Here is a 22165-nt window from a genome sequence, read left to right on the forward strand (position 1 = left end):
CTAGAACCAACTATACAAAATTTTGTACATCAAGAACTTTAAGTACGATAATCCGAAATCCTTGTGGAGCAATTTTGCGACTTGGAAGAACTGTTTTTGCCCTGTGCGGGCGATGGCACGTGCAAAAAATCCTTTGCGAGCTTGCTCTGCGCCAAGCGTGTTGCTGGTATGCTGGCGGTAAAGTATCGTCGCGTCATCGAGAATCGAGATGACTCCGCCTTTGAAGTGGACGCAAAGGGCTACCCATTCATCGTGCATGGTTGCGCGAGGAGACATTGGGAGTGCTGCCAATTTTGCGGCGTGGTTGAACATCATTGTGCAACCGGTGACCACGTGACGCACACAAATTAATTCCGGGTGCTTGCGGAAAACGTCAATTTTCAAATCTTCGTTGAACGATTCTTTGATGGGGGAGAGCTGCTCATCGACAACTTTTAAATCCGTCGCAACAAGAACTGGCGCGGTCCCTTCGACTTCCTTCATCCGAGCAAATGTCTTTTCGATTTTCTCCGGCAACCAAATATCGTCCTGGTCGCAGAACATGTAATACTCGGAATCCACATTTTCGAGCAAATACATAAAAGACTTCGCCGCACCCCTGTGCTTTTGCGAGTCTTTCAAAATTGTAACCCTATCGGGATACATTTCGCGAAATTGCCCGACGATTTTCATCGTATCGTCCGAGGAACCGTCATCACGAACATACAAATGGAACTGTTTACAAAATTGCTGGAACAGAGAATCAAGCTGTTCCCTGATGTACTTGCCGCCATTGTACGTAGCAAGCAAAACCGCAATCTTGTAATTGTTTTGGAGCATCCTATTCCAGATACGTGTACCCGTAAAGTCCGGAACGATAGATGTTCAAGAATTCCTTGCCTTCTTGAAGCGTAATCTTTCCTTCCTTCACAGAGCGCGTGACCCAGTTTTCCATGTTGCGGACAAGAGCCTTGTCGCTGAAGTTCACGTAGTCGAGCACGTCTTCCACGGATTCACCGTCAATCACTTTGTCAATATCGTAGCCGCCCTTGTCGTTGCAGACAATATGCACAGCGTTCGTATCGCCAAAGAGGTTGTGGAGGTCACCGAGGATTTCCTGGTATGCACCGACGAGGTAAACCGCGATAAAGTACGGTTCGTCCTTCTTGATCGGGTGGAGAGGAATGGTGCGTGCCACTTCGCCACCGCGAACGAACATGTCAATCTTGCCATCGCTATCGCAAGTCACGTCCTGAATCGTCGTCTCAATCGTCGGCTCTTCGTCCAAACGCTGGATCGGCATAATCGGGAACACCTGATCCACGCCCCAGCTGTCCGGGAGGCTCTGGAAAAGGCTGAAGTTGCAGAAGTACTTTTCGGCAAGCAAGCGTGGAAGTTCGCTCAATTCATAAGGCGGATGGCGCAAGTCTCGTGCGAGCAAGTCCACCTTGCGGGCGATGCTCCAGAACAAACGTTCGCTCATAGCGCGCGTCTGCAAATCCACGTCGCCCATCTTGAAACCGCTCAAGGTGTCGTCGTTAATCTGCATGGCATCGTGCCAGCTTTCGAGCAAGTTCTTCGGAGAAAGGCTCTTGTAAATGCCGTACAAGTCTTTCAACGCTTCCGGAGCGTCATCGCTGATTTCATGAACGCTTTCGTCAAAGAATGCCTGGCCAGCCGTTTCGAGCACGTTGAACACCAAGATGGAATGGTGAGCCGAAAGTGCACGGCCCGATTCCGCAATGATATTCGGGTGAGGAACATCGGCGTTTTCGCATGCTTCGAACATCGCGTACACAACGTCGTTTGCGTATTCCTGGATGGAATAGTTCACGGAGCTTGCGTTAGAACTGCGCGTGCCATCGTAATCGACGCCCAAGCCGCCGCCCACGTCCACGAATTCAAGGCCCATGCCCATCTTTCTAATTTGAACGTAGAACTGCGACACTTCGCGGAGTCCATTCTTGATATGGCGAATGTTCGTAATCTGGCTACCCAAGTGGAAGTGGATGAGCTTCATGCAGTCTTCCATCTTCTCTTCTTTGATGTAGTCGAGAGCTTCCAAAAGTTCAGAACTGTTCAGACCGAACTTGCTGTGGTATCCGCCGGATTCTTCCCACTTGCCGCTACCGGAGCTTGCAAGCTTGATGCGAATACCGATGTTCGGGCGCACGCCGATTCGACGAGACAAGTCAACAACCAAGTGAAGCTCGTTCATCTTTTCGACGACAATGAAAATCTTCTTGCCCATCTTCTGTGCGAGGAGAGCAAGCTCGATAAAGTCTTCGTCCTTGTAGCCGTTGCAGATAATCAACGCGTCCGGATTTTCCATGTTCGCAAGCACCGCGTGGAGTTCCGGCTTGGAACCTGCCTCGAGGCCGATGTTGAACTTGGAACCGTGACTCACCACTTCTTCCAAGACTGCACGCTGCTGGTTCACCTTGATCGGGAAGATGCTGTAATGGCCACCCTTGTAGCCATATTCAGTCGTCGCCTTCGTGAAGCACTCGTGAATCTTTTCGATGCGGCTGTCCAGAATATCCGGGAAGCGCAACAACACAGGAGTCGAAACATCGCGCAAGGAAAGTTCCTGCACGAGCTCGTAAAGGTCGATGCTCGGACCGCCGTTCTTGATTGGCGAAACCGTCGCATGACCCTTGTCGTTAATGTCAAAGTAACTTACGCCCCAGCCCTTTACATTGTAAAGATCTCGGGAATCGTCAATGCGCCATTTTTTCATTGCCTAGTCCACAAGTACCGGGTTGAAATCTTCGTTCCACGGGAGACCGTACTTCGTGAGGGCTTCCATGAACGGATCCGGATCGAACTCTTCGACCGTATGCACACCCGGCTTGTTCCACTTGCCCGTGAGCACCATCATGGCACCGCACATGGCTGGAACGCCAGTCGTGTAGGCGATAGCCTGGCTGCCGAGTTCCTTGTAGCATTCCTGGTGGTCGCAAACATTGTACAGATAGTAAGTCTTCGGCTTGCCATCCTTAGTACCCTTGAAAATGCAACCGATGTTCGTCTTGCCCACCGTGCGAGGACCGAGGCTTGCCGGGTCCGGGAGGAGAGCCTTGAGAAACTGGATAGGAACAATGTCCTGACCCTGGAACTTGATCGGCTGCGTGCTGAGCATGCCCACGTCTTCGAGGCAACGCATGTGGTCGAGGTAGCTCTGGCCAAACGTCATGAAGAAGCGGATGCGCTTGATTCCCGGAATGTTCTGGGCGAGAGATTCAATTTCTTCGTGGTGGAGGAGGTACATGTCCTTCTTGCCGACCTGTGCGAAGTTGTATTCACGCTTGATGCTCATGGCCGGGATTTCAACCCAATGGCCCTTGCCGTTCTCGTCCGTGTCCCAGTAGCTGCCCGGAGCAGAAACTTCGCGGAGGTTGATTTCCGGGTTGAAGTTCGTTGCGAACTTGTAGCCGTGATCGCCGCCATTGCAGTCGAGAATGTCGATTTCTTCAATCGTATCGAACTGGTGCTTCAAGGCGTAGGCGCAGTATGCCTGAGAAACACCCGGGTCAAAGCCGGAACCCAACAATGCCGTGAGACCAGCCTTTTCAAACTTTTCTTTGTAAGCCCACTGCCAGCTGTAATCGAAGTAGGCGCTAAAACCCTTTTCCTTGCAGCGCTTGTCGTAGACCTTGCGCCATTCCGGATCGTCGATATTTTCCGGCTCGTAGTTAGCCGTATCCATGTAGTTCACGCCACATTCAAGGCATGCATCCATGATGGCCAAGTCCTGGTAGGGGAGAGCGATATTCATCACCAGGTCCGGCTTGTATTGCTTAATGAGAGCAGAGACGTTCTCGGCCTTGTCAGCGTCCACGGCGGCAGTCGTGATGACCGTCTTCGTATTCGGGCGGAGTTCCTGAGCCAACTTCTCGCAATTTTCGCGATGACGGCTGGCGATGCAGATTTCGCTAAAAACTTCGCTGCAGGTGCAGCACTTCTTGATAGCAACTGTGGCAACGGCGCCACAACCGATAATCAATGCTCTTGCCATTTTTTGTTTGTTCCTCATTTGTTGAGAGTTAATCCATCGGGATGGCGATCCCGGTAGAGAATGTTACTATGGAAAATGTAGTAAAAGACGAGTGCTGCATCTCGTCATTCTGAGGGCAAAGCCCGAAGAATCCAGTCAAGTTTCATGAATGCGCTTCGATTGCGTCATGGGGGCTTTAGCCCAATCCAGTCAAGTTTCAAAAACGCGCATCGACAGCGTCATTCTGGAGCGACTGTAAGGAGCGATAGAATCCAGTAAAGTCTTGCCATTGGGGCGTTCCCTTGCCCACGGGCAAGGTCGGGCTATATTCTAGGGGCAACCGCCTTCGCTACGCTCGCCGCTCACCTCCTAGAACGGAGCCTTGCTTGTGCAAGTCTCCGCCACACCGTGGTCACTATCCCTAACGCAATTTATCTGTATAAAACAACTACAAATATTCAAATTTGTAGTCGTTTCTTTAAAAACTTTTCAATCAAATTCGGAATATCTAAACATTTTCCGTATTTCGTTGAAATTTTACCATAGATGAACTAAATAAAAATCCACGGCTTTATCACCGTGGACATTTTCAAATGGACTGTTTAGCGTTGCGCTCTACGCTTTTGGATTTCGTCTAGCGGAACGCCCGAAATGCTAGAGATGTCTTCATCAGTTAATTTGCCATTGGCAAACATGGCATCGATCCAGTCACGATCACGTTGAGCAATCTTTTCCGCCATTTCTTCTTCTTCGACTTCGGCAATGGACTTGTATCCATAAACTTCGCTGCATTTCTTGAAATCCATTTTGAACTGCTCCTTGGCATCGCCTTTAAAATACCTCTGTAAATATATAAATGCTAGGTTAAGAAAGCCATCCCCCCAAAATTGTGATCCCCACTACTCCCATTCCTAACAAAAAATGGTATTTTAAAAAGACCTCACGATAACCTCCAACGATTAAGGAATTTGGCTATGCTTCAGAAATTGTGGAACAAATGCAAAAAATGCGGCTGCGATAAAGCCGCGGATTCTGAAAAATTTTGCGAATCTTGTAGCGAAAAACGTCGCGAATTTTGGAGCGATATCAAGAAAATTGTGGGTGTAGGCGGTGCCGCCTTTTTAGTGCTTATCGCCGGTGGCAAAATGACGAAAAAATCCTAAATTCATTCTTCGGAATATGAATAAGTACGCGTTCTTCTTGCTTTGCGCTTCTGCTGCTTTTGCTCAAACAGCGGATACGGTCTCGTTTGTCAACTTCGAAAATCGCGAAGTTGGCGTTTACGGCAATGCTGAGGCTAAGGAAGATTTCAAGCGCAACACCACGGATAAAAGCTGGTGGTATGCGATGGACAAGAACAACGGCAAAAATTCCATGATTGTCTATGACGGCGAGGCGCATGGCAATGTGTTGCAACTCAAGTACCCCAAGGGCTGCGTTGGTCCGAATGACAATGATACTCCCGCGTGTGCGGCACAAATCATCCAGCCACTTGTGAAAACTGCCGATACGATGTGGAGTGCGTACGATATTTTCTTCGAGGAAGGTTTTGAATTCCAGTTGGGAGGTAAGCTTCCGGGGCTATGTGGCGGTAAGTGCTACACGGGGAACGCGATGCCCGAAACGGGGGATGGCTGGAGTGCGCGAATTATGTGGCGCAAGGGCGGGAACGCTGTTCAGCTGATTTACTTCATGGGGCAACATTCTGAATACGGCGATGATTTCAAGTGGGATTTCGGCGGTAAAAATCCGCAGGCGCAATTTACCGTGGGCAAGTGGCACCGCATTGTAAATAAAGTCTCAATGAACTCCGTGTCGGCCCCCGGAAAAGGCGACAAGAACGGTCGCGTGCAGGCGTGGCTTGATGGCGAGCTTGTGCTGGATGTCGATACGCTCAGACTCCGCGATTATGATACTTTGCATGTCGATAAGTTCTATCTTTCCACGTTCCATGGCGGGAGTAGTGCTGAATGGGCTCCGACACACGATAATTTTATCCGATTTGACAACTTTACTGTTTCGACCGATTCTATCGCTGTGTCGCTTGACAACGCGGGCGGTGTTGGCTTGAATAAACGTTTATGGCGAGAAAATCGCCGTTCAGTCTCAAAGCCTATTGAAATTTATCGTGTTAACGGCTCGCGAATTGGTCGTGGCCTACACACTGAATCCAAAACGCAGCCGATCAAGAACGGCAGACTCGTAAAAGTTGTGCAATAAAAAACACCGGATTTCTCCGGTGCCTGTATTGTAAATTTAACTGTGACGAGTTGCGCGGCATCTTGCTGCGACACTCGGCTCTTAGTAGTTTTCTTCGTGGACTTCGAAGTAGGCTTGCGGGTGAGCGCAAACGGGGCAGACTTCCGGGGCCTTTGTGCCGACCACGATGTGTCCGCAGTTGCGGCATTCCCAAACCTTGACTTCGCTCTTTTCGAAGACCTTGGCGGTTTCCACGTTCTTGAGGAGGGCGCGGTAGCGTTCTTCGTGCATCTTTTCGATGGCGGCGACCATGCGGAACTTCTTGGCGAGAGCGGTGAAGCCTTCTTCTTCGGCGGTTTTCGCGAAGCCTTCGTACATGTCGGTCCATTCGTAGTTTTCGCCTTCGGCGGCAGCCTTCAGGTTCTGGGCGGTGTCGCCGATGCCTTCGAGTTCCTTGAACCAAAGCTTGGCGTGTTCCTTTTCGTTGTCAGCGGTTTTTTGGAACAATGCAGCGATCTGTTCAAAACCGTCCTTTTTGGCGCGGCTTGCAAAGTAGGTGTACTTGTTGCGGGCTTGGGATTCGCCTGCGAAAGCTGCTTCCAAATTCTTTTCGGTTTGGGTACCAGCGTATTTATTTGCCATAATAAACTTCCTCGTTGATAGGTTTACTTTAATATACACTCATTTTGTTGCGGTGTGGAAACTTTTGTGACACATTTTTGTAATAAGTTGGAGTAAGCTGTTTGGGTTTAATGATACGTTGTGTATCTTTTAGATTTTAAAATTGAAAAATATTTATAAAAATCATTAAAAATTTGCAATTTTCTTTAATTTTGTATCATTTTTAATATTGCGTGCAGTTCGCTAGAAACTTAAATTTATACATGTAAGAACGAATGTTATAACCAATGACTATTGACTAATAACTAAAGACTGCTTATGAAACCGATAACAGAATATAAGGATTACCGCCTGTACATGCAGGACTTTTACGAAGAGCGTAAAAGGACGAGCGCATTTTCGTGGCGTGAGTTTTCCAAGCTGGCGGGGTTCAAGTCGCCGGTTTACCTAAAGCTTGTTTGCGAAGGCAAGAGCAGCTTGAGTTTCGTCAAGATGGAACAGGTCGCACATGCGATGGGGCTTGCGGGGCACGAGTTTGCTTACTTCACACAAATGGTCAAGTTCGGCAATGCAACGAAGGACTCCGTGAAAAAAGAGGCGCTTCTTGAAATGCAGAAGATTGCTCGCGAGCATCAAGTGCGCGTTGTCGATGCGGAATCTTTTGAATTCTATGAATCGTGGAAAAATCCGACGATTCGCGAACTCGCTCCGATGATGCCTGGAAAGCGCCCGCTCGAAATGGCGAAAACTTGCCATCAGGTGATTTCGGCAGAACAGGTACGTGACTCGCTGGCATTCCTGGTGCAGACGGGGTTTCTCAAGCGCGAGGCGGAACATACTTATGTGCAGACGGAAAAGACTGTCATCGGCACAAAAGAATCGCTTCCCATTGCGGTTCGCGGCATGCACAAAGAAATGGCATCGCTTGCGAGAACGGCTATCGACAAGTTCCCGATTGAAGAACGTCATTTCACGGGTGCAACGCTTGGGCTTTGCGAAGAAGCCTACGCCCGCATTTCGCAGGAGCTGGACGCGTTTGTACGCAAGGTGGCAAACATCGCTGCCGAATATGAAAACATCAACCAAGTTTATCGACTGAATCTTCAGTTGTTTCCTTTAACAAAAAAGGTCGAGGAGGAGTCTCATGAATAACGTAATTAAATTCACCATGGTGGCGAGTGTTCTCGCTCTATTGGGCTGTACCGACAACAATGTCAGCGGAGCTGCGATTGAGGATAATGCTGTTGCTCAAAACAGCAGTTCGTCGAAAGCAAACGGCAGTAGCAATTCGATGAATGGACCTTCTCAGATTGTCTTTTCCACCAAAGCGACAAAGGTGATGAATGTCGACAATGTCGATATTTCTGTCTATGGCGAAGAAAATGGTGCTGAGGCCGCTTGTACGGCAGATGAAAAATCTTATGAGGCAAAACTCAAGGTGAATGATGGCCTTGTTGAAAACTCCATAGAAATGAAAAACTTTGGAAGCTCTTGTGATAGCGTGCTTGCGGAATTTGTCGCTTCGTGCGAATCCATGGTGTTTATTTACAATGGAAACAATAAAACGGAATCCTGTGATGAAAATGGCAATGTGACGGCCTATTGTTTTGATGATAGAGCCGTTGGTATGACAATATGCACGAATAATGTTCCTGGTACTTGCTCGACTAAACCTGCAGAAGCGTCCGTCGATTTCAATGAACTCTTCAAGAGCTTCTCGAAATTCTCGGGGAATGTGTGCAACGCTATTTCCAAAGGTGCAAGCTCAACGACGGGGCGTTTTACAACTCCGTCTTCGACATCTCGCGATATGTCTAGTTCAAGTACGGGAAATAAGCCGACGAGTAGTTTCGTTGATCCCAATATTAAATGCTTGGAAGAAACAGGGAAAAAGTGCAATGAATTGGAGATGAAGCCCGTGGATCCGCGTCAGGAATTACCGTCTTATTCCGCCATTGGTGTAGATACGAATTCTAATCGTTCTTTTGTCATCAAGCCAAATGTTGATGCTTTGAATGTGTCTGATGCGGAACGTTCAATTTTGGATAGCCTTGCAAGAGCTTATCCTCAAAAGACAAAGACTGATGCTATTGATGGCATGACGCTTTTTTTAAGTTATGTTGCGGAATATCCTTTTACAACCGAACAGGAAGAATACTATGTCCGTGGTGATGGTTCGGAACGCAGCGAGATAGATGTATATCGCGAAGAAAAAGGTGTAAAAAGCTCTATGGTTCTTCCGCTAGATGTATATTATGGTGGTCAGGGCTATATTTCTGTAACGACTCTTCAAGTTTCTGAATTCTCTATACTTTATTTGGTGCGAGCTACGCTTGGTTCTTATGCAAGTCTGCTTATAGACACTTTCAGAACGGAATGTGAAGCTACCAGTGGTTCCTTCTATGAATATGGTCCGGCATTTATGGCTGATGTGGCTGTTGCGTGTGCCGTCAAGAATTTCTCGGGCATAACATTTGACGGAATTTTGGGTCAACAGAAAAACTTGTTCAGGAATGCGTTTGCAACTTTTGTGCAGCCCGTTGTAGACTGATAACTTGCAATTTTTCTATAAATAATTCTAGATTGTTCTCCGTACAGTACGGAGAACTTTTTTTATGGCTATTTATAACAACATTCTCGAAACGATTGGCAATACGCCGCTGGTGCGCATCAACAAGCTCAACAAGGGCGATGCCGAAGTCTATGTGAAACTCGAAATGTTCAACCCGCTCGGTAGCGCAAAAGACCGCGTGGCGCTGAACATGATTGAACGTGCCGAACAAGAAGGCAAGCTCAAGCCGGGTGCGCTCATTATTGAACCGACGAGCGGTAACACGGGTGTGGGCCTTGCTTACGTAGGTGCAGTGAAGGGCTACAAGGTGGTGCTCACGATGCCGGATTCCATGAGCATGGAACGCCGCATGCTGTTGAAATCGCTCGGTGCCGAAGTCGTGCTGACCGAAGGTGCTAAGGGCATGGCTGGCTGCATTGCAAAGGCAAACGAAATCGCAGCCGCTAATCCGGGTAGCTTCATTCCGCAGCAGTTCGACAATCCTGCAAATCCTGAAGCGCATTACCGCACGACCGGTCCAGAAATTTGGCGCGATACGGATGGCAAGGTGGACGTGTTTATCGCGACTGCAGGCACGGGCGGAACCGTTTCTGGCACGGCAAAGTTCCTCAAGGAAAAGAATCCGAACATTTATGTAATTGCGATTGAACCGGACGATTCTCCGATGATTTCGAAGGGTTATGCAGGGCCGCACAAGATTCAGGGAATTGGAGCAAACTTTGTCCCCAAGAATTACGATCCGAAGGTGATTGACGAAGTGTATCTCACAAGCACCGAGAAGGCGGGGAACGCCGCACGCGCTGCCGCTGCTGAAGAAGGAATTTTCGTTGGGATTTCGTCGGGTGCAGCTCTCGAATGTGCGCTTACGGTCGCGAAGCGCCCGGAATTCAAGGGCAAGCGCATTGTCGCTGTGCTCCCGGATACTGGCGAACGTTACCTCAGCACTTGGCTCTGGAACACGTAATTATTTTGTCATGCCCGCCACCGCGCGGGCATCATCCATGAATAGGAAAATGCCGACTCCCGTGAGCCGGCATTTCTATTAAGTGAGGAATTCATTAAGAAGTTTATTTAGAAAGCATTTTGCCGTTAAGCGTTGCTATCCAGTGCTTGTTTCTTGCCTTGGACGGAATATCGATATTGGTCGTTCCCGCCTTGATCTGGGTCTTGTACAAAACAGCACCATTCAAATCGACTAGAGCAAACTTGCCACCCATATCTGTGTGGATTTCGAGATAGTTGCCAATGACCACGAAGAAGTTTGTCGGGGACAGTCTGCTGAGATCGTCATAGCGGATGCCCATCGGAATGGAATCTTTGTCCTTGCCGTCGTTCTGCCAATCGGGTTCATGGATTGACGGATCTACAGGAGCCATCGCAATGGGGGAGGCCGGTTCCTTGAATCCAAGCTGTTCGTCCATCCACTGCATTCTTTCTTTCATCTTCTTGCGGAGATGTTCAAATTCTCCATCCCACGTGGTTGCGTTGTAGCCACCCATAGGCATGCCAAAGCCACCGCCACTGCTGCTATTGCAGTATTTCATTGGCTGCGGGTCCGCATCGTTCTGACCGCTTGATTTGCCCAAGTTCGGCCAACGTTTGAAGTTTCTGTCAGCTGCGTTCTTGAGGTACGTCTTCATGGAATCGAGGTAGAGATCCAAAGTCTTGGTGTGCCAAACGCCACTGCGGAGTTCTGCCCAGCGTTTCTTCAATTCACTTTGGTAGTGACTGTCCTTCCACATGCCAAGGAGCCAGTTTGGGGCCTTGAGGGAGCTACCCATGCCCCACATGCCACCATTGCCTGACTTTTGGCTGTTTTCGATTTGCCAGCCGCTTGTGCCGGAACTTCCGAAGCCGTTTCCGCCACCACCGAAACCACCACCGAAGCCGCCGCCCCACATGCCACCGCCGTTATTGCCTCCGCCATTTTCGGGCTGGCTGCCATTACTCATGGCGAGGTTAAAGTCCCAAGCCGGGCCAAGTGTTACCTTGCCTTCCGTCTTGACTCCGTTCTTGTCGGTTTTGTCCTTTGGCTTGTGCAAGAAGAAACTGCACCAGTAGGAGTCCGCGTTGTTCGTCACTTCTTCGTGCAAGACATAGTCCAGAGCCGATGTCATATCCACGTAGTTTTCATAGCCTTGACCGTTCTTGCCGTTCTTGAACAAGCCTTCAAGATCGTTCAGGTATTTTTTCAGGTAATCTTCCTGTTGCTTTTGGATGTTTTCCTTTTTGGGGTAGTGCAAAATGACGTTTAAACCGTCAGAAGTGTTAAAGCCTTCCTTTTCGATGGGGCCACTGCCTGCGCCACCGGTGTTGGTGCCCGTTTTGTCAAAAGCCCAAATGTAGCCGCCGGTGAGGCTATCGCCTGCGATGTCGGTTTCTTTAAGCTTGCTCACGTTCACGCGATACTTGCCGCGTTTGATTTTTTCAATAAGCACGTACACGCCGCGGTAAACGCCGTTGATGTACAAGTCAAAATGCTTAGTGCGTGGGCTGTAGTGGCCTGCTTGTCTAAAGAGCCAGTGGGCAAGAGCGTTTCGCATCATGCTCTTGTCTACATAAGGACCATGGAAAACCCAGTCGTCTGCAGGCGGGAGCCCGAACAGGCTGACGTCAAGACCTTCACCTTTTTCGTCACGGACTTCTACGCCATAGCCTGGCTTCGGGAACAAGGCGGATGATTGCCCTCTTACCTTGATGCCAATGTCATAAAGCGTACCTTTGGCACTGTCTGCAACGGAATTTGTTTTCCCGTCGAGCACGCGCATTGTTGCAGGAATTTTTTCGGTGACATTTTTGTCAAGGCATTTGCCTTTGGTATCAACGAAAAGAATCGGTAAGTCGTACGTTTGCGCAAGGGACATCCCTGCCGCAAAGCAACACGATAATAGGGCTTTTTTTAGCATAATGTATCCACACTCCTTATCCATCTCTTCTAAAAATAAATGCACCCTCGTTGAAAGGGTGCGTTTATTTCTGTTTACACGTTGTTTGTGTTTACAACTTTACAACGGCTAATTTCGCGCGTTTTGTGCAAATTATGCTTTGATGCACAAACGGGCGTATTCGTACAGGCCGAGCGAAAGGGCTACAGATGCGTTGTACGAATGAGCTTCGGGCTTCATCGGGATGCGGAGTACGGCGTCGCATTGCTTCTTGATGAACGGGGGGAGGCCTACGTCTTCGCCACCGACGGCGAGCACCACGTGGTCTGCAAAGTCGAATCCGGCGAGGTTTGTTTCGGTATCGGCATCGAGTCCGAGAATCTGGTAGCCGGCCATCTTGAGTTCGCCGATAGCGCCTTCAAGGTTGTCCGGACGGCAGATGCGGAGCTTTTCGAGTGCGCCTGCGGAAGTGCGGGCAACGCTCGGGGTAATGCCGCACATGCCCTTTGCGGGGAGGAGCAAAATATCGACGCCCAAGGCGAGCGAGCTACGGATGCAAGCACCGAGGTTACGCGGGTCTTCGATGTTTGTGGCAACGGCGATGAGCTTCTTTTCGCCCGTGTCACGGGCTTTGAAGAATTCTTCGCGGACGTCCATCCAGTTCAGGAGTTCCTTCTCGTTCATGAGGGCTACGACGCCGTGGTTCGGGCGGGCGTAGCTGTCGAGAATCTTGGAATCAACCTGCTGCACGTGTACATGGGCGCGCTTGGCGAGCTTCTGGAGTTCATAGAGCTTCGGGTTGCCGGACTTGTGCATGAAGAGTACGCGGTGGACCTGGAGCGGGTTCTTGTTCAAAAGTTCTTCGACTTCCTTGATGCCACCGACGGCGACCTGCGGGGCAGCATCGGCATCACCGACTGCAGGCACGAAGTTTTCCTGATTGGCGCGGCTCTTGTCAAATTCGCGGCGTTCGCCAAAATTGCGCTCGCCTTCAAAGCGCTTCGGGCGGTCGCCAAAGCTCGGACGGTCACTGTCGAAACGGCTCGGGCGGTTTGTAAAGTTGTCGCGGTCGCGACGGAGGTGTGCCTGGCTACCGATGCCACCACGGCGTTCGGGTGCGCGTTCAGGTTCGTCCGGATGTTCGCGGTTGAACTTCGCCTCATCGAAAGTGGGGCGTGCTGTGCGCCCAAAGTGGCGCTTGCGATCGTTACCAAAACCGCGACGGCTGTCGTCATTATTGAAACTCATTTTGTGAATCTCCGTGATTTGTTAAAGACTTTTTCTTTTGCGTTGTCATCCCGGATTTATTCCGGGATCGCCAATGTTGAGTCGGTTAATACTTTTCTCGGCAGGCGATGACCGTGTGCATCTTCACATCGGTTTCTTTCTGCTCTAGCGGTTCCTTGGAAAGTTGCGCCGGAGTCATAATCCCTGCCTTAAATGCGTTAGGGTATTTGGCGAGGAACCTGTCGTAGTATCCCTTGCCGTGTCCTTGTCTGCTCCCGTCCCAATTGAACTTTACGCCTGGGACCAGGAACACAGGAATGTCGCCTTCAAACTTCTCGATGCCTTCGCGGGGCTCCATGATTCCATAGTGCCCCTTGACCAGGTCCTTCTTGAGGTTTGCAATCTTGTAGAAGTGCATGATGCCTTCGCCCTCGCACTTTGGGAGCAAAAGGCGTCCCTCGGTGGCAAGTTCCTCGAGAATCGGCATGATATTCGGCTCGCCCTTCATGGGGTAAAAAGCAGCGATGTTCCTTGCATCGTGGTAGCCCGGAATGTCGTGAATTTCCTGCCACGGTTCCTTGATGATGTCATCGCCCTTTTTCATGCGACGCATCTTCAATATCATCTCAACGATGGGGCTGCTGCCGAAAATCAGCAACACTAAGATTACAATAACGATGGACGCGGCCATTTAAAAACCTTTATTTTGAGGCTCTATTCTTCGTCGCCAATGCGCTTTGCCGTTGGCAACTTGTCACGTAAAATCTCGTTCCAGAGGCCTTGCTGCCAGTGCATCAAGTGCGCTTCTTCGTAGCGCTTTTCCCACGGAATGTTCCCCGGAGCGGCAAGCCAAATCAACTGAGACTTGTTTGCGAGGAGCGCAGCGTCAATTTTCAGCTCTTCGGCCTTTTCGTCACGCCACGTTTTAAGCGCGTTGAGCAAGTCCGAATGCGGGATGACTGGCGGTGGTGGAGCCTTCGGGAGGCGCATCGGCCAATCGCATTCCGGGACGGCCATAGCTGTGCGGAGCATGTTCAAGAACGATTCCAGACGGTCTCCCTTGAAATTGCGGGGGAGCTTTGGCAGGAACGTTTCGCTGACTTCCGGAAAATGTGAATTCTGGGCATTCACAATCGCAAGCATCAGTTCGGACTGCATCACCTTATAAGGTGGACGGTCGAGTTCTTCGGCCTGCTTTTCACGCCATTCCCACAAGTGCTTGAGGATGTTCAATGCGCAGGGGCCATAAATGCTGGAACCCGTAATGCGCCACGGGTCTTTTTTCGGGGCGTTCGGGGTCCTTGCGTGTTCGATAAGCGTGTTGCACTGCTCCGTGAGCCAGTTCATACGACCGGCCTGTTGCAGCTTTTCTGCTAAAATGGCACAAAGTTCGTGAAGGTAGAACGTATCGTGGATGGCGTATTCGCACATGTCCAGCGAAAGTGGTCGAATCGTCCAGTCGGCTCTCTGGTTTTCTTTCTTGAGCTCGTCGCCAAAATATTCCTTGACCAAATCGGCAAGCCCGAGGTGCTGTTCGCCCAAAATCTTTGCGGCAAGCATCGTGTCGAAAATGCTCTTCGGCGAAAAGCCGTAAGTCTGCCACAAAAGTCTGAGGTCGTAATCTGCACCGTGGAAAATCAGCGTCTGCATTGCACGTGCCTTGAACAGCGGTGCAAGGTCCAGCCCACAAAGCGGGTCCACAATATAATGGTGTTCGCCAATGGTGATCTGGATAAGACAGAGACGAGCCGTGTAATGGTACATGGAATCCGCCTCGGTGTCGACAGCGGCCATGTCATAAAGCTCCAAATCAGCAAGCAAGTTTGCGAGCGATTCTTCACTATCTACCAATATGTATTTCTCGTCTTTAATCATTTGACAAGGAAATGTAATAAAAGAAATTGATAGCGCGCTATTTTTCCCCCGAATTTACCCCAACACAGCACTTTCCCCACGCAAGTGTGCTGTAACGCACATTGAAATTTTCCTAAATTGCACGCCATGAGAAAGATTTCACTTACCGGTATCAAGCCGACGGGCACTCCCCATCTCGGCAACTATGTGGGCGCAATCCGCCCGGCTCTTGAACTTACGAAGACTTATGACACGGTCTATTTCATTGCGGACTATCACGCTTTGACGACTGTGCAGAACGGCGCCGAAATGCGTGCGAATATCTACAAGGTCGCAGCAACTTGGCTCGCTCTCGGTCTCAACCCGGAAGAATCCCTGTTCTACAAGCAGAGCGATATTCCTGAAATCTTTGAACTTAGCTGGGCTCTCAGCTGCTTCACGCCGAAGGGTTTCATGAACCGCGCCCACGCTTACAAGGCTAAGGTTGAAGCCAACACCGCCGCTGGTGTTGATGTGGACTCCAATGTGAACATGGGCCTTTACTGCTACCCGTGCCTCATGGACGCCGACATCCTTATGTTCAGCGCCGACATTGTGCCGGTAGGCAAGGACCAGAAGCAGCACGTCGAATTTGCTCGCGATATCGCCATCAAGTTCAACAAGCACTTTGGCGAAGATGTGTTCACCGTCCCGGAACCGGTTTTCCAGGAATCCACTGGTGTCATCCCGGGCCTTGACGGCCGCAAGATGAGCAAGTCCTACGACAACTACATCGACATCTTCCTTGAACCGAAGGCTCTCAAAAAGCGTCTCGGCAAGATCGTGACGAACTCCCAGGGCATTGAAGAACCGAAGGATCCGGATACTTGCAATGTGTTTAAGTTGTACAAGCTCTTTGCAACGCCGGAACAGACCGAAGCTCTTGCAGCACGCTACCGTGCAGGCGGCATGGGCTGGGGTCATGCCAAGCAGGAACTCCAGAACGTCCTCGAAGAACATCTCGGTGCCGCTCGCGAAAAGTACTTTTACTTGCTCGACCATACCGACGAAATCGAAAAGATTCTCGCTTATGGTAAGGAACGCGCACGCGCGAAGGCCAAGGTCATGATGGACCGCGTGCGTCATTTGCTTGGTACATACTAAGGCGACTAATAGACCGCTCGGCTTTTACTTTTGTCATGCCCGGCGGAGCCTGTCCTGAGCGAAGTCGAAGGAACCGGGCATCTCCCTTTTAAATCATTTTACAAGGCTCTCGGATTTTCCTCCGGGAGCTTTTGCGTTTTTCAATTGATTTTATTAAATTACAGTCGTGCGAATTCTTTTTTTAGTCCTGTTGCTGATTTTGAACGTCTATGCCGAAGCCAAAGGCTCCGGTGCGGTTCGTTTTAGCGCTAAGACGAAAAAAGCGAAGTCCGCAGTTGTTGTACAAAAGTCGGCTAAATCCGCGGCATCTAGCAAAGCCTCTAGCAGGACTTCTAGTAAAGCAAAGTCTCGCAATACAGCATCTCGCAAAGCTTTGAAAAATCCTGAGAATCTCAAAGTTGCGGCTTTGGATTCCGCAGTGCAGTCAGACTCGGCTGACGTTTCCACGAATTTTGCAAATCCCGCCATCTCGGCAACTTCCGTCGCAGACTCCGTAAACAAAAGCGAAGTCGTTCGCGATACCGTTGTCGATACTGTCTATGTTGTCATGCCCGAATCGGCGAAGCCTCAGGAAAAGCCTGAGGTGTACAACATTCCGCTTCCGCACCAGTCTGCGTTTTTGGGCGGCGGCATTTCTGTCGGTGTCGGTGCCGGGCTTTTCAACGCCTCCAAGGATTGCGACTGCCTAGGGGTATGGCAAGGCCAACTAGAATACCACTATAGGGATTACATTTCTGGAGGGCTTGATGTACGCTTCTTTGGCGGAACGCTTGACCAAGATGTGATGCTCATGTATCAGCGCTATCGCTTGAATGTTCGATTCCACAAAGCGTTTTCTGGAGCGGACTTTTATGCATCTACTTTGTTAGGACTGGAAACGACGGACCTTTCCGAGTTCCGTAAGGAACTGCATGATGGTATTCATGGAAACCATGGTGATGATTCGACCAAGGTGGCGAGGAACGCTGACGATTCTTCTTTGGATGAAGAATCTTCTGAGGATTCCTCCGAAAATAAGTCCGAAGAAAAAGATAAGGCGGAAAATAACTGCGAAAAGATGTTTTCGCTTGATGGCTTTACGCTTGGCTTTGAAATAGGCATGGGTGTTGCCGTATCGCGGTATCTTGGTTTCACCGGCAGCGCTAGCTATGAATTCAACTTTTCTTGGGCTCAGCTCGTCTCGTTCAGTCCGGGAATCGCTTTCAATTTGCACGAAGTGTGGCCTTGGGCTCGCAATAACCTCCGTTCGACCTGGATTTCGTTTGAAATGGTCTTCCAGCGCTACTTTAATCGCGGTGTCGGGGAGTGGGCTTTAGCCGGTTTTGTCGGTTTACAGTTTGGAATTTAGCCTAGACCACCCCCTGCGGATTGACAACGCAAGTCTCTTTTTTCTATATTAGGCGCACCGAAATATTCGGAACCCTCCCGGAGCCAATGTCGGTTTCCGGGCGATAGACCAAAGGGACTCATTATGAGACAATACGAAACGATGGTGATCATCGACGCTATGATCTCTGACGACGCTATCAAGGCTGAAGTCGAGACCATCGGCAAGAACATCACCAGCGGCAACGGCGAAATTCTCCGCCGTGACGACTGGGGCAAGCGCAAGCTCGCATACACTATCAACAAGCGCCAGCACGGCTACTATGTCATCTTCTACTACAAGGCAGAAGCTGCAACGGTCGCTGCTATGGAAGCCGCTCTGAAGCTGAACGAAAACGTTCTCCGTTGGATGACCCTCGCTGATTATCCGATGAGCGAAATCGTCTACGATCAGACTCAGACACAGTCCACCGAAGAAATTGTTCCGGTTGACGCAGAAGAAGGGGAGGCTGAATAATGGCTTTTGAAGATAAGAAGCAGGCTACTCGCATCCGCCGCAAGAAGACTTGCTGGTTCACCGAGAACAACGTCAAGTTCATTGACTACAAGGACGAAAAGACTCTTCGTCGCTTTATCTCTGAACGTGGCAAGATCATCCCGCGCCGCATTTCTGGCACTTCCGCTAAGTATCAGCGTATGCTGAACGAAGCTATCAAGCGTGCCCGTCAGATGGCTATTCTCCCGTTCGTTTCGGACAGCATGCGCTAATAGGAGGAACTAGACTATGGAAATTATTCTTAAGGCTAACGTCCCCCACTTGGGCAAGATGCTCGACGTCGTGAAGGTTAAGGATGGTTACGCACGTAACTACCTCTTCCCGCGTAAGCTCGCTGTTCGCGCAACTAAGGAAGCCAAGCTTGAAATCGAAAACAACCGCGCTGCTGTTGAAGCTCAGTTCCAGAAGGAACTCGCTGCTGCTGGTGACGTAGCTGCAAAGCTCGCACAGGTTTCTGTCAACCTCGAACGCCGCGTTGTTGAAGGCGAACGTCTCTACGGTTCTGTGACCGCAGGTGACATCGCTGAAGCAATCACCAAGGCTGGTGTCAAGGTTTCCCGTGCTCAGATCGACCTTGCTGAACCGATCAAGCAGCTCGGTGTCTACACCGTGACTGTCAAGGTCTTCAGCGACGTTGAAGCACAGGTCAAGGTTTGGGTGGTCGCAGAGAAGTAACTTCTAACGAAGTAATTTTCTTCAGTTCCACTGAAAATCTTACGGACCGCTCCCAATCGGGGGCGGTTTTTCTGTTGTATTAAGTCTTTGTGGTGCCTTTTTACAACGTTTTAACGGTTTGTGTAGTTGAAAAAGCGTAAGCAAAAAAATATATTTTTCAATGGGTTTGATTAATTGGGTATGGTTAATTAAAAAAGAGAGTGGTTTATGTTAAAAAAATTAGCTTTATTGGCTTTTGCTGTATCCGCAACGTTTTCGAACGCCTTGGCGGCGGCTGACTGTTCTATAAAATTGTCTACTACGACGGCTGTTTTTTCGGGTGAACAGATTAAACCGACTGTATCCAAACTTATTTGCGATGATGAAGAAATCAGTGCTTCTGGATATACAGTCCGTTATGGCACAAATATAAACGCTGGTGATAACGAAGGTGTTGTTATCGTCAATTATGGTGGCAATGCCTATGAACAACGTTTTACAATTGCTCGTAAGGGTATCTACATAACAATTCCTAAATGCGAAAAGGAAAAGGGTCAAAAGGATCCTGAATTTAAATGGAACCTTGAAGAAGTCAAGAATGTCAATAGTGACACCCTTGCTCGTTTGGAGCAAAAGCTGCCGACTCTTATTACTTTGACAAGAGCTGAAGGTGAAGATATCTTCAATGAAGATGGCGATACAATTAAGTACGCAATTGGTTTTGCTGAAGGTGTAGATGCTTTATTGAAGAAGGAATTGCCCAATTTTAAGGTTTCTAAAAAAAGCGTAGAAGATGAAGGTTATATGGTCATTACAAAGAAAAAGGTGACCATTTCTGCAGATGACTTCTCAAAAACATATGGTAAGGATGACCCGGATTTCACATACTCCATGTCTAGAACTCTGACTAAGGATGAACTTGCTTCTATTGGTAAGATTTCTATAAAAAGAGAAGGGTCCGAAAATGCTGGAAAGTATCCTATTAACGTTTCTGTCGCTAACCCTGAGCCAACGGAACTCTCTGTAACAGTTGTTCCGGGAACGTTGACAATTAAGCCTGCCGCTGTGACTGTGACTGTTGGCGATGTCTCTAAAGTCTACGGTGAAGCAACTCCGGAATTTTCTTACAAGGCAACTGGTCTTGTTGGCACGGATAAGCTGAAGGATGTTACACTTTCTTGCGCCAAGTGCTCCGCAACTGGATTGGAAAATGTTGGAAAGTATGATATTACGGCTAGCGTAAAGGCTTCCTCAAATTCCAACTACACTGTGACGACAAAGGCCGGTTCGCTTACTGTTACGCAGAAGGCTGCAACGGCGACTGTAGGCAAGTTCGAAAAGAATTATGGTGACAAAGATCCCAAGTTTACGTTTACCACCGAAGGTCTCGTGACGGAAGGCGAAGAACTCGAGCTCCCGTCGATTACTCGTGCCAAGGGCGAAGATGTGGGCTCTTACAAGGTTAGCCTCTCTTTTGCTGAAGGTTCCAATACCAACTACAAGCTGACGATTGTTCCTGGTTCTTTAACCATCAATCCGAGACCGGTAACTTTGACGGTTACGGACCTCACGAAAAAGTTTGGTGAAAAAGATCCGGAATTGACTTATACCGTAAAAACACTTGCTTCGTTTGACGGGGTAGAGGCCGGACTTAATGGTGTGGTTCTTGCACGTGAAAAGGGCGAAAACGCTGGCATCTATCCAATCTCTGTAACGGTAGACGAAGAGGCGAACCCGAATTATGTTGTGACTATTGCTGACGGTGGTTCGTTAACGATTTCTCCGAATGATGATGCTATCGTTGTTTCTGTAAAGGGCAAGAGCAATAAGGTACAGTATAACGGCAAAGAACAGGTTGTGAAGGGCTATGAAATCACGACCAATAATGAAGCTTATTCTCTTAAGTATGTTACTTACTCGGGTGATTCCGTCATCTCTGGTAAGGACGCCGGCAAGTATTTTATGGGCCTTTCTAAGGCTGACTTTACGAATACGTCCGAGAATTATAAGAGTGTGACATTTGATGTCGAAGATGGCGTTTTGGAAATTACGCCGAAGAAGGTTATCGTCTCGGCTGTTGCTGATACCATTACTTACGGCGATGCTATTCCGAGTGAATTCAAGTGGACTGTCGATAGTCTTATCGCAGGCGATGAACTGGACAATATCCATGTCTCTCTCAATAAGACTGGGATTCTTCCTGCTGGCGATTATACACTTACATTTGATCAGCAGAGCCCGTCCAATAATAATTACGTTGTAAGTAGCTATGAGGCTGCTGCATTGACGGTGAATAAGAAGGTTGTGACGATTACGATTGACGATGCTGAAAAGATCTATAGTGAACCGGATCCTGCTGAGTTTACGTACACTATTTCGGGACTCTTGGACGGCGATCAGTTGCCGGGTATTAATGTGGCTCGCGAAAAGGGCGAAAACGTGCTTAAGGATTCTGATGGTATGGATTCTACGTATCGTATCTCTGCAACGATTTCTTCGGGAAATAACAATCCGAATTATCTCATGAAGATTAGACAGGGACACTTTACGATTAAGCCGTATCCCAAGCGTATTACGGTAGCCATCTTTGGTGAAGATGTCTATGCCAAGTATACAGGCGAAGAAATTACGGTCGAGAAAAAGTTTGACGTGACCTTGATTCCGATGTCCGATGAAGATAAGTTGCCGGAAGGTTTCTCCTATTCCAAGGATTTTGTTGCCTATAAGGGTGAACTCACTATATCGGCAACGGAAATGGGACGTTATCCTATGGGCCTTTCCGTTGATGACTTTGTCAATGCGTCCCCGAACTTTGAACAGGTCAGTTTCTTAAAGTCTGTCGATGGCGCACTTGTGATTGACGAGTTTGGCCCGAAGACTTCTATTGCAAAAACTGGCCGTGTAAACGCTTTTGGCGTTTCTGCTATGAACCACCGCATTCAGGTGAGCTGCTCTAAGGTGGGCGATCGTTATGCGGTTTATGATATGCAGGGTAATGTCCTTCGCATGGGTGCTGTAGAAGCCTCTAATTTCGAAATTCAGGTTTCGAATTCGGGCGTTTACATGGTGCGCGTTGGCTCTTCTGCGAAACGTATCCGCGTCAAGTAGCTTTTTACCTTGATTTTTAATGAATAAAGCCCCGGAATTATGTC

General features: G+C 49.0%; 20 protein-coding genes. 11 read left to right on the plus strand and 9 right to left on the minus strand.

All coding sequences use genetic code 11. The features are described from left to right. The 4 genes from CRN95_RS06490 to CRN95_RS06505 all read right to left on the minus strand — a co-directional run bounded on the left by CRN95_RS06490 (position 1) and on the right by CRN95_RS06505 (position 4782). The gene (locus tag CRN95_RS06490) at positions 1-819 is read right to left on the minus strand and encodes a glycosyltransferase family 2 protein (protein WP_088629395.1); all 819 of its coding nucleotides are present in this window, start codon (positions 817-819) and stop codon (positions 1-3) included. 1 nt (position 820) lies between these two features. Next, positions 821-2719 carry a biosynthetic arginine decarboxylase gene (gene speA, locus CRN95_RS06495; RefSeq protein WP_012820343.1) on the minus strand — a complete coding sequence of 633 codons (1899 nt, stop codon included), beginning with the start codon at positions 2717-2719 and terminating at the stop codon, positions 821-823. Positions 2720-2722: 3 nt separating this feature from the next. Beyond that, complete coding sequence (locus CRN95_RS06500) at positions 2723-3997, minus strand: saccharopine dehydrogenase family protein (protein ID WP_074208888.1); 1275 nt, start codon at positions 3995-3997, stop codon at positions 2723-2725. Positions 3998-4578: 581 nt separating this feature from the next. Next, complete coding sequence (locus CRN95_RS06505; protein ID WP_097020418.1) at positions 4579-4782, minus strand: hypothetical protein; 204 nt, start codon at positions 4780-4782, stop codon at positions 4579-4581. Between the two features lie 168 nt (positions 4783-4950). Here CRN95_RS06505 and CRN95_RS06510 point away from each other — a divergent pair, with 168 nt between their 5' ends. Beyond that, complete coding sequence (locus CRN95_RS06510; RefSeq protein ID WP_073423223.1) at positions 4951-5139, plus strand: hypothetical protein; 189 nt, start codon at positions 4951-4953, stop codon at positions 5137-5139. Between the two features lie 16 nt (positions 5140-5155). Further along, complete coding sequence (locus CRN95_RS06515) at positions 5156-6196, plus strand: polysaccharide lyase (RefSeq protein WP_097020419.1); 1041 nt, start codon at positions 5156-5158, stop codon at positions 6194-6196. An 81-nt stretch (positions 6197-6277) separates the two neighbouring features. Here the strand turns inward: CRN95_RS06515 and rbr are convergent, their stop codons facing one another. After that, positions 6278-6817: a rubrerythrin gene (rbr, locus tag CRN95_RS06520; protein WP_085490822.1), complete on the minus strand. Its 540-nt coding sequence runs from the start codon at positions 6815-6817 to the stop codon at positions 6278-6280. Positions 6818-7114: 297 nt separating this feature from the next. Here rbr and CRN95_RS06525 point away from each other — a divergent pair, with 297 nt between their 5' ends. The 3 genes from CRN95_RS06525 to cysK all read left to right on the plus strand — a co-directional run bounded on the left by CRN95_RS06525 (position 7115) and on the right by cysK (position 10332). Continuing rightward, positions 7115-7948, plus strand: a complete 834-nt coding sequence (locus tag CRN95_RS06525; protein WP_097020420.1) for a TIGR02147 family protein — start codon at positions 7115-7117, stop codon at positions 7946-7948. Then, positions 7941-9347 (plus strand): hypothetical protein, encoded by a 1407-nt coding sequence (locus CRN95_RS15005; protein WP_235002916.1) that lies wholly within the window; start codon positions 7941-7943, stop codon positions 9345-9347. Before CRN95_RS06525 ends, CRN95_RS15005 begins: the two co-directional genes overlap by 8 nt. A 64-nt stretch (positions 9348-9411) precedes the next feature. Continuing rightward, positions 9412-10332, plus strand: coding sequence for a cysteine synthase A (cysK, locus tag CRN95_RS06535; RefSeq protein WP_088629391.1), 921 nt, complete (start codon positions 9412-9414; stop codon positions 10330-10332). Positions 10333-10435: 103 nt separating this feature from the next. Here the strand turns inward: cysK and CRN95_RS06540 are convergent, their stop codons facing one another. The 4 genes from CRN95_RS06540 to CRN95_RS06555 all read right to left on the minus strand — a co-directional run bounded on the left by CRN95_RS06540 (position 10436) and on the right by CRN95_RS06555 (position 15355). Then, positions 10436-12274, minus strand: a complete 1839-nt coding sequence (locus tag CRN95_RS06540; protein ID WP_235002917.1) for a CotH kinase family protein — start codon at positions 12272-12274, stop codon at positions 10436-10438. A 132-nt stretch (positions 12275-12406) separates the two neighbouring features. Further along, a complete protein-coding gene (locus CRN95_RS06545) occupies positions 12407-13501 on the minus strand; it encodes an RNA methyltransferase (RefSeq protein WP_097020422.1) in 1095 nt (364 codons plus the stop codon). Positions 13502-13586: 85 nt separating this feature from the next. Further along, positions 13587-14141: a 5-formyltetrahydrofolate cyclo-ligase gene (locus CRN95_RS06550; RefSeq protein WP_235002918.1), complete on the minus strand. Its 555-nt coding sequence runs from the start codon at positions 14139-14141 to the stop codon at positions 13587-13589. A gap of 53 nt (positions 14142-14194) precedes the next feature. Then, positions 14195-15355 carry a ribonuclease D gene (locus CRN95_RS06555; protein WP_088660427.1) on the minus strand — a complete coding sequence of 387 codons (1161 nt, stop codon included), beginning with the start codon at positions 15353-15355 and terminating at the stop codon, positions 14195-14197. Between the two features lie 126 nt (positions 15356-15481). Here CRN95_RS06555 and CRN95_RS06560 point away from each other — a divergent pair, with 126 nt between their 5' ends. From CRN95_RS06560 to CRN95_RS06585, 6 genes are all read left to right on the plus strand, one after another. Beyond that, a complete protein-coding gene (locus tag CRN95_RS06560) occupies positions 15482-16477 on the plus strand; it encodes a tryptophan--tRNA ligase (protein ID WP_012820331.1) in 996 nt (331 codons plus the stop codon). Between the two features lie 166 nt (positions 16478-16643). Continuing rightward, positions 16644-17825, plus strand: a complete 1182-nt coding sequence (locus CRN95_RS06565; protein WP_097020423.1) for a hypothetical protein — start codon at positions 16644-16646, stop codon at positions 17823-17825. A 123-nt stretch (positions 17826-17948) separates the two neighbouring features. Continuing rightward, positions 17949-18320, plus strand: coding sequence for a 30S ribosomal protein S6 (rpsF, locus tag CRN95_RS06570; RefSeq protein ID WP_073423210.1), 372 nt, complete (start codon positions 17949-17951; stop codon positions 18318-18320). After that, a complete protein-coding gene (gene rpsR / locus CRN95_RS06575) occupies positions 18320-18571 on the plus strand; it encodes a 30S ribosomal protein S18 (RefSeq protein WP_012820327.1) in 252 nt (83 codons plus the stop codon). The genes rpsF and rpsR overlap by 1 nt, the downstream gene beginning before the upstream one ends. A gap of 16 nt (positions 18572-18587) precedes the next feature. Then, positions 18588-19034: a 50S ribosomal protein L9 gene (gene rplI, locus CRN95_RS06580; protein WP_012820326.1), complete on the plus strand. Its 447-nt coding sequence runs from the start codon at positions 18588-18590 to the stop codon at positions 19032-19034. Between the two features lie 207 nt (positions 19035-19241). After that, on the plus strand, positions 19242-22121 hold the full coding sequence (locus CRN95_RS06585) for an MBG domain-containing protein (protein ID WP_097020424.1): 2880 nt from the start codon (positions 19242-19244) through the stop codon (positions 22119-22121). Positions 22122-22165: the final 44 nt, after the last annotated feature.

Source organism: Fibrobacter sp. UWB16 (assembly GCF_900215325.1).
GTDB lineage: Bacteria > Fibrobacterota > Fibrobacteria > Fibrobacterales > Fibrobacteraceae > Fibrobacter.

Excerpts from the sequence above, each read along its gene's own strand:
- CRN95_RS06560 (WP_012820331.1), top strand. The coding sequence starts at position 15,482 with ATGAGAAAGATTTCACTTACCGGTATCAAGCCGACGGGCACTCCCCAT.
- CRN95_RS06515 (WP_097020419.1), top strand. The coding sequence starts at position 5,156 with ATGAATAAGTACGCGTTCTTCTTGCTTTGCGCTTCTGCTGCTTTTGCT.
- CRN95_RS06585 (WP_097020424.1), top strand. The coding sequence starts at position 19,242 with ATGTTAAAAAAATTAGCTTTATTGGCTTTTGCTGTATCCGCAACGTTT.
- CRN95_RS06500 (WP_074208888.1), bottom strand. The coding sequence starts at position 3,997 with ATGGCAAGAGCATTGATTATCGGTTGTGGCGCCGTTGCCACAGTTGCT.
- rpsF (WP_073423210.1), top strand. The coding sequence starts at position 17,949 with ATGAGACAATACGAAACGATGGTGATCATCGACGCTATGATCTCTGAC.
- CRN95_RS06545 (WP_097020422.1), bottom strand. The coding sequence starts at position 13,501 with ATGAGTTTCAATAATGACGACAGCCGTCGCGGTTTTGGTAACGATCGC.
- CRN95_RS06555 (WP_088660427.1), bottom strand. The coding sequence starts at position 15,355 with ATGATTAAAGACGAGAAATACATATTGGTAGATAGTGAAGAATCGCTC.
- rpsR (WP_012820327.1), top strand. The coding sequence starts at position 18,320 with ATGGCTTTTGAAGATAAGAAGCAGGCTACTCGCATCCGCCGCAAGAAG.
- cysK (WP_088629391.1), top strand. The coding sequence starts at position 9,412 with ATGGCTATTTATAACAACATTCTCGAAACGATTGGCAATACGCCGCTG.
- CRN95_RS06490 (WP_088629395.1), bottom strand. The coding sequence starts at position 819 with ATGCTCCAAAACAATTACAAGATTGCGGTTTTGCTTGCTACGTACAAT.
- CRN95_RS06540 (WP_235002917.1), bottom strand. The coding sequence starts at position 12,274 with ATGCTAAAAAAAGCCCTATTATCGTGTTGCTTTGCGGCAGGGATGTCC.
- speA (WP_012820343.1), bottom strand. The coding sequence starts at position 2,719 with ATGAAAAAATGGCGCATTGACGATTCCCGAGATCTTTACAATGTAAAG.
- CRN95_RS15005 (WP_235002916.1), top strand. The coding sequence starts at position 7,941 with ATGAATAACGTAATTAAATTCACCATGGTGGCGAGTGTTCTCGCTCTA.
- CRN95_RS06510 (WP_073423223.1), top strand. The coding sequence starts at position 4,951 with ATGCTTCAGAAATTGTGGAACAAATGCAAAAAATGCGGCTGCGATAAA.
- CRN95_RS06525 (WP_097020420.1), top strand. The coding sequence starts at position 7,115 with ATGAAACCGATAACAGAATATAAGGATTACCGCCTGTACATGCAGGAC.
- rbr (WP_085490822.1), bottom strand. The coding sequence starts at position 6,817 with ATGGCAAATAAATACGCTGGTACCCAAACCGAAAAGAATTTGGAAGCA.
- CRN95_RS06505 (WP_097020418.1), bottom strand. The coding sequence starts at position 4,782 with ATGGATTTCAAGAAATGCAGCGAAGTTTATGGATACAAGTCCATTGCC.
- rplI (WP_012820326.1), top strand. The coding sequence starts at position 18,588 with ATGGAAATTATTCTTAAGGCTAACGTCCCCCACTTGGGCAAGATGCTC.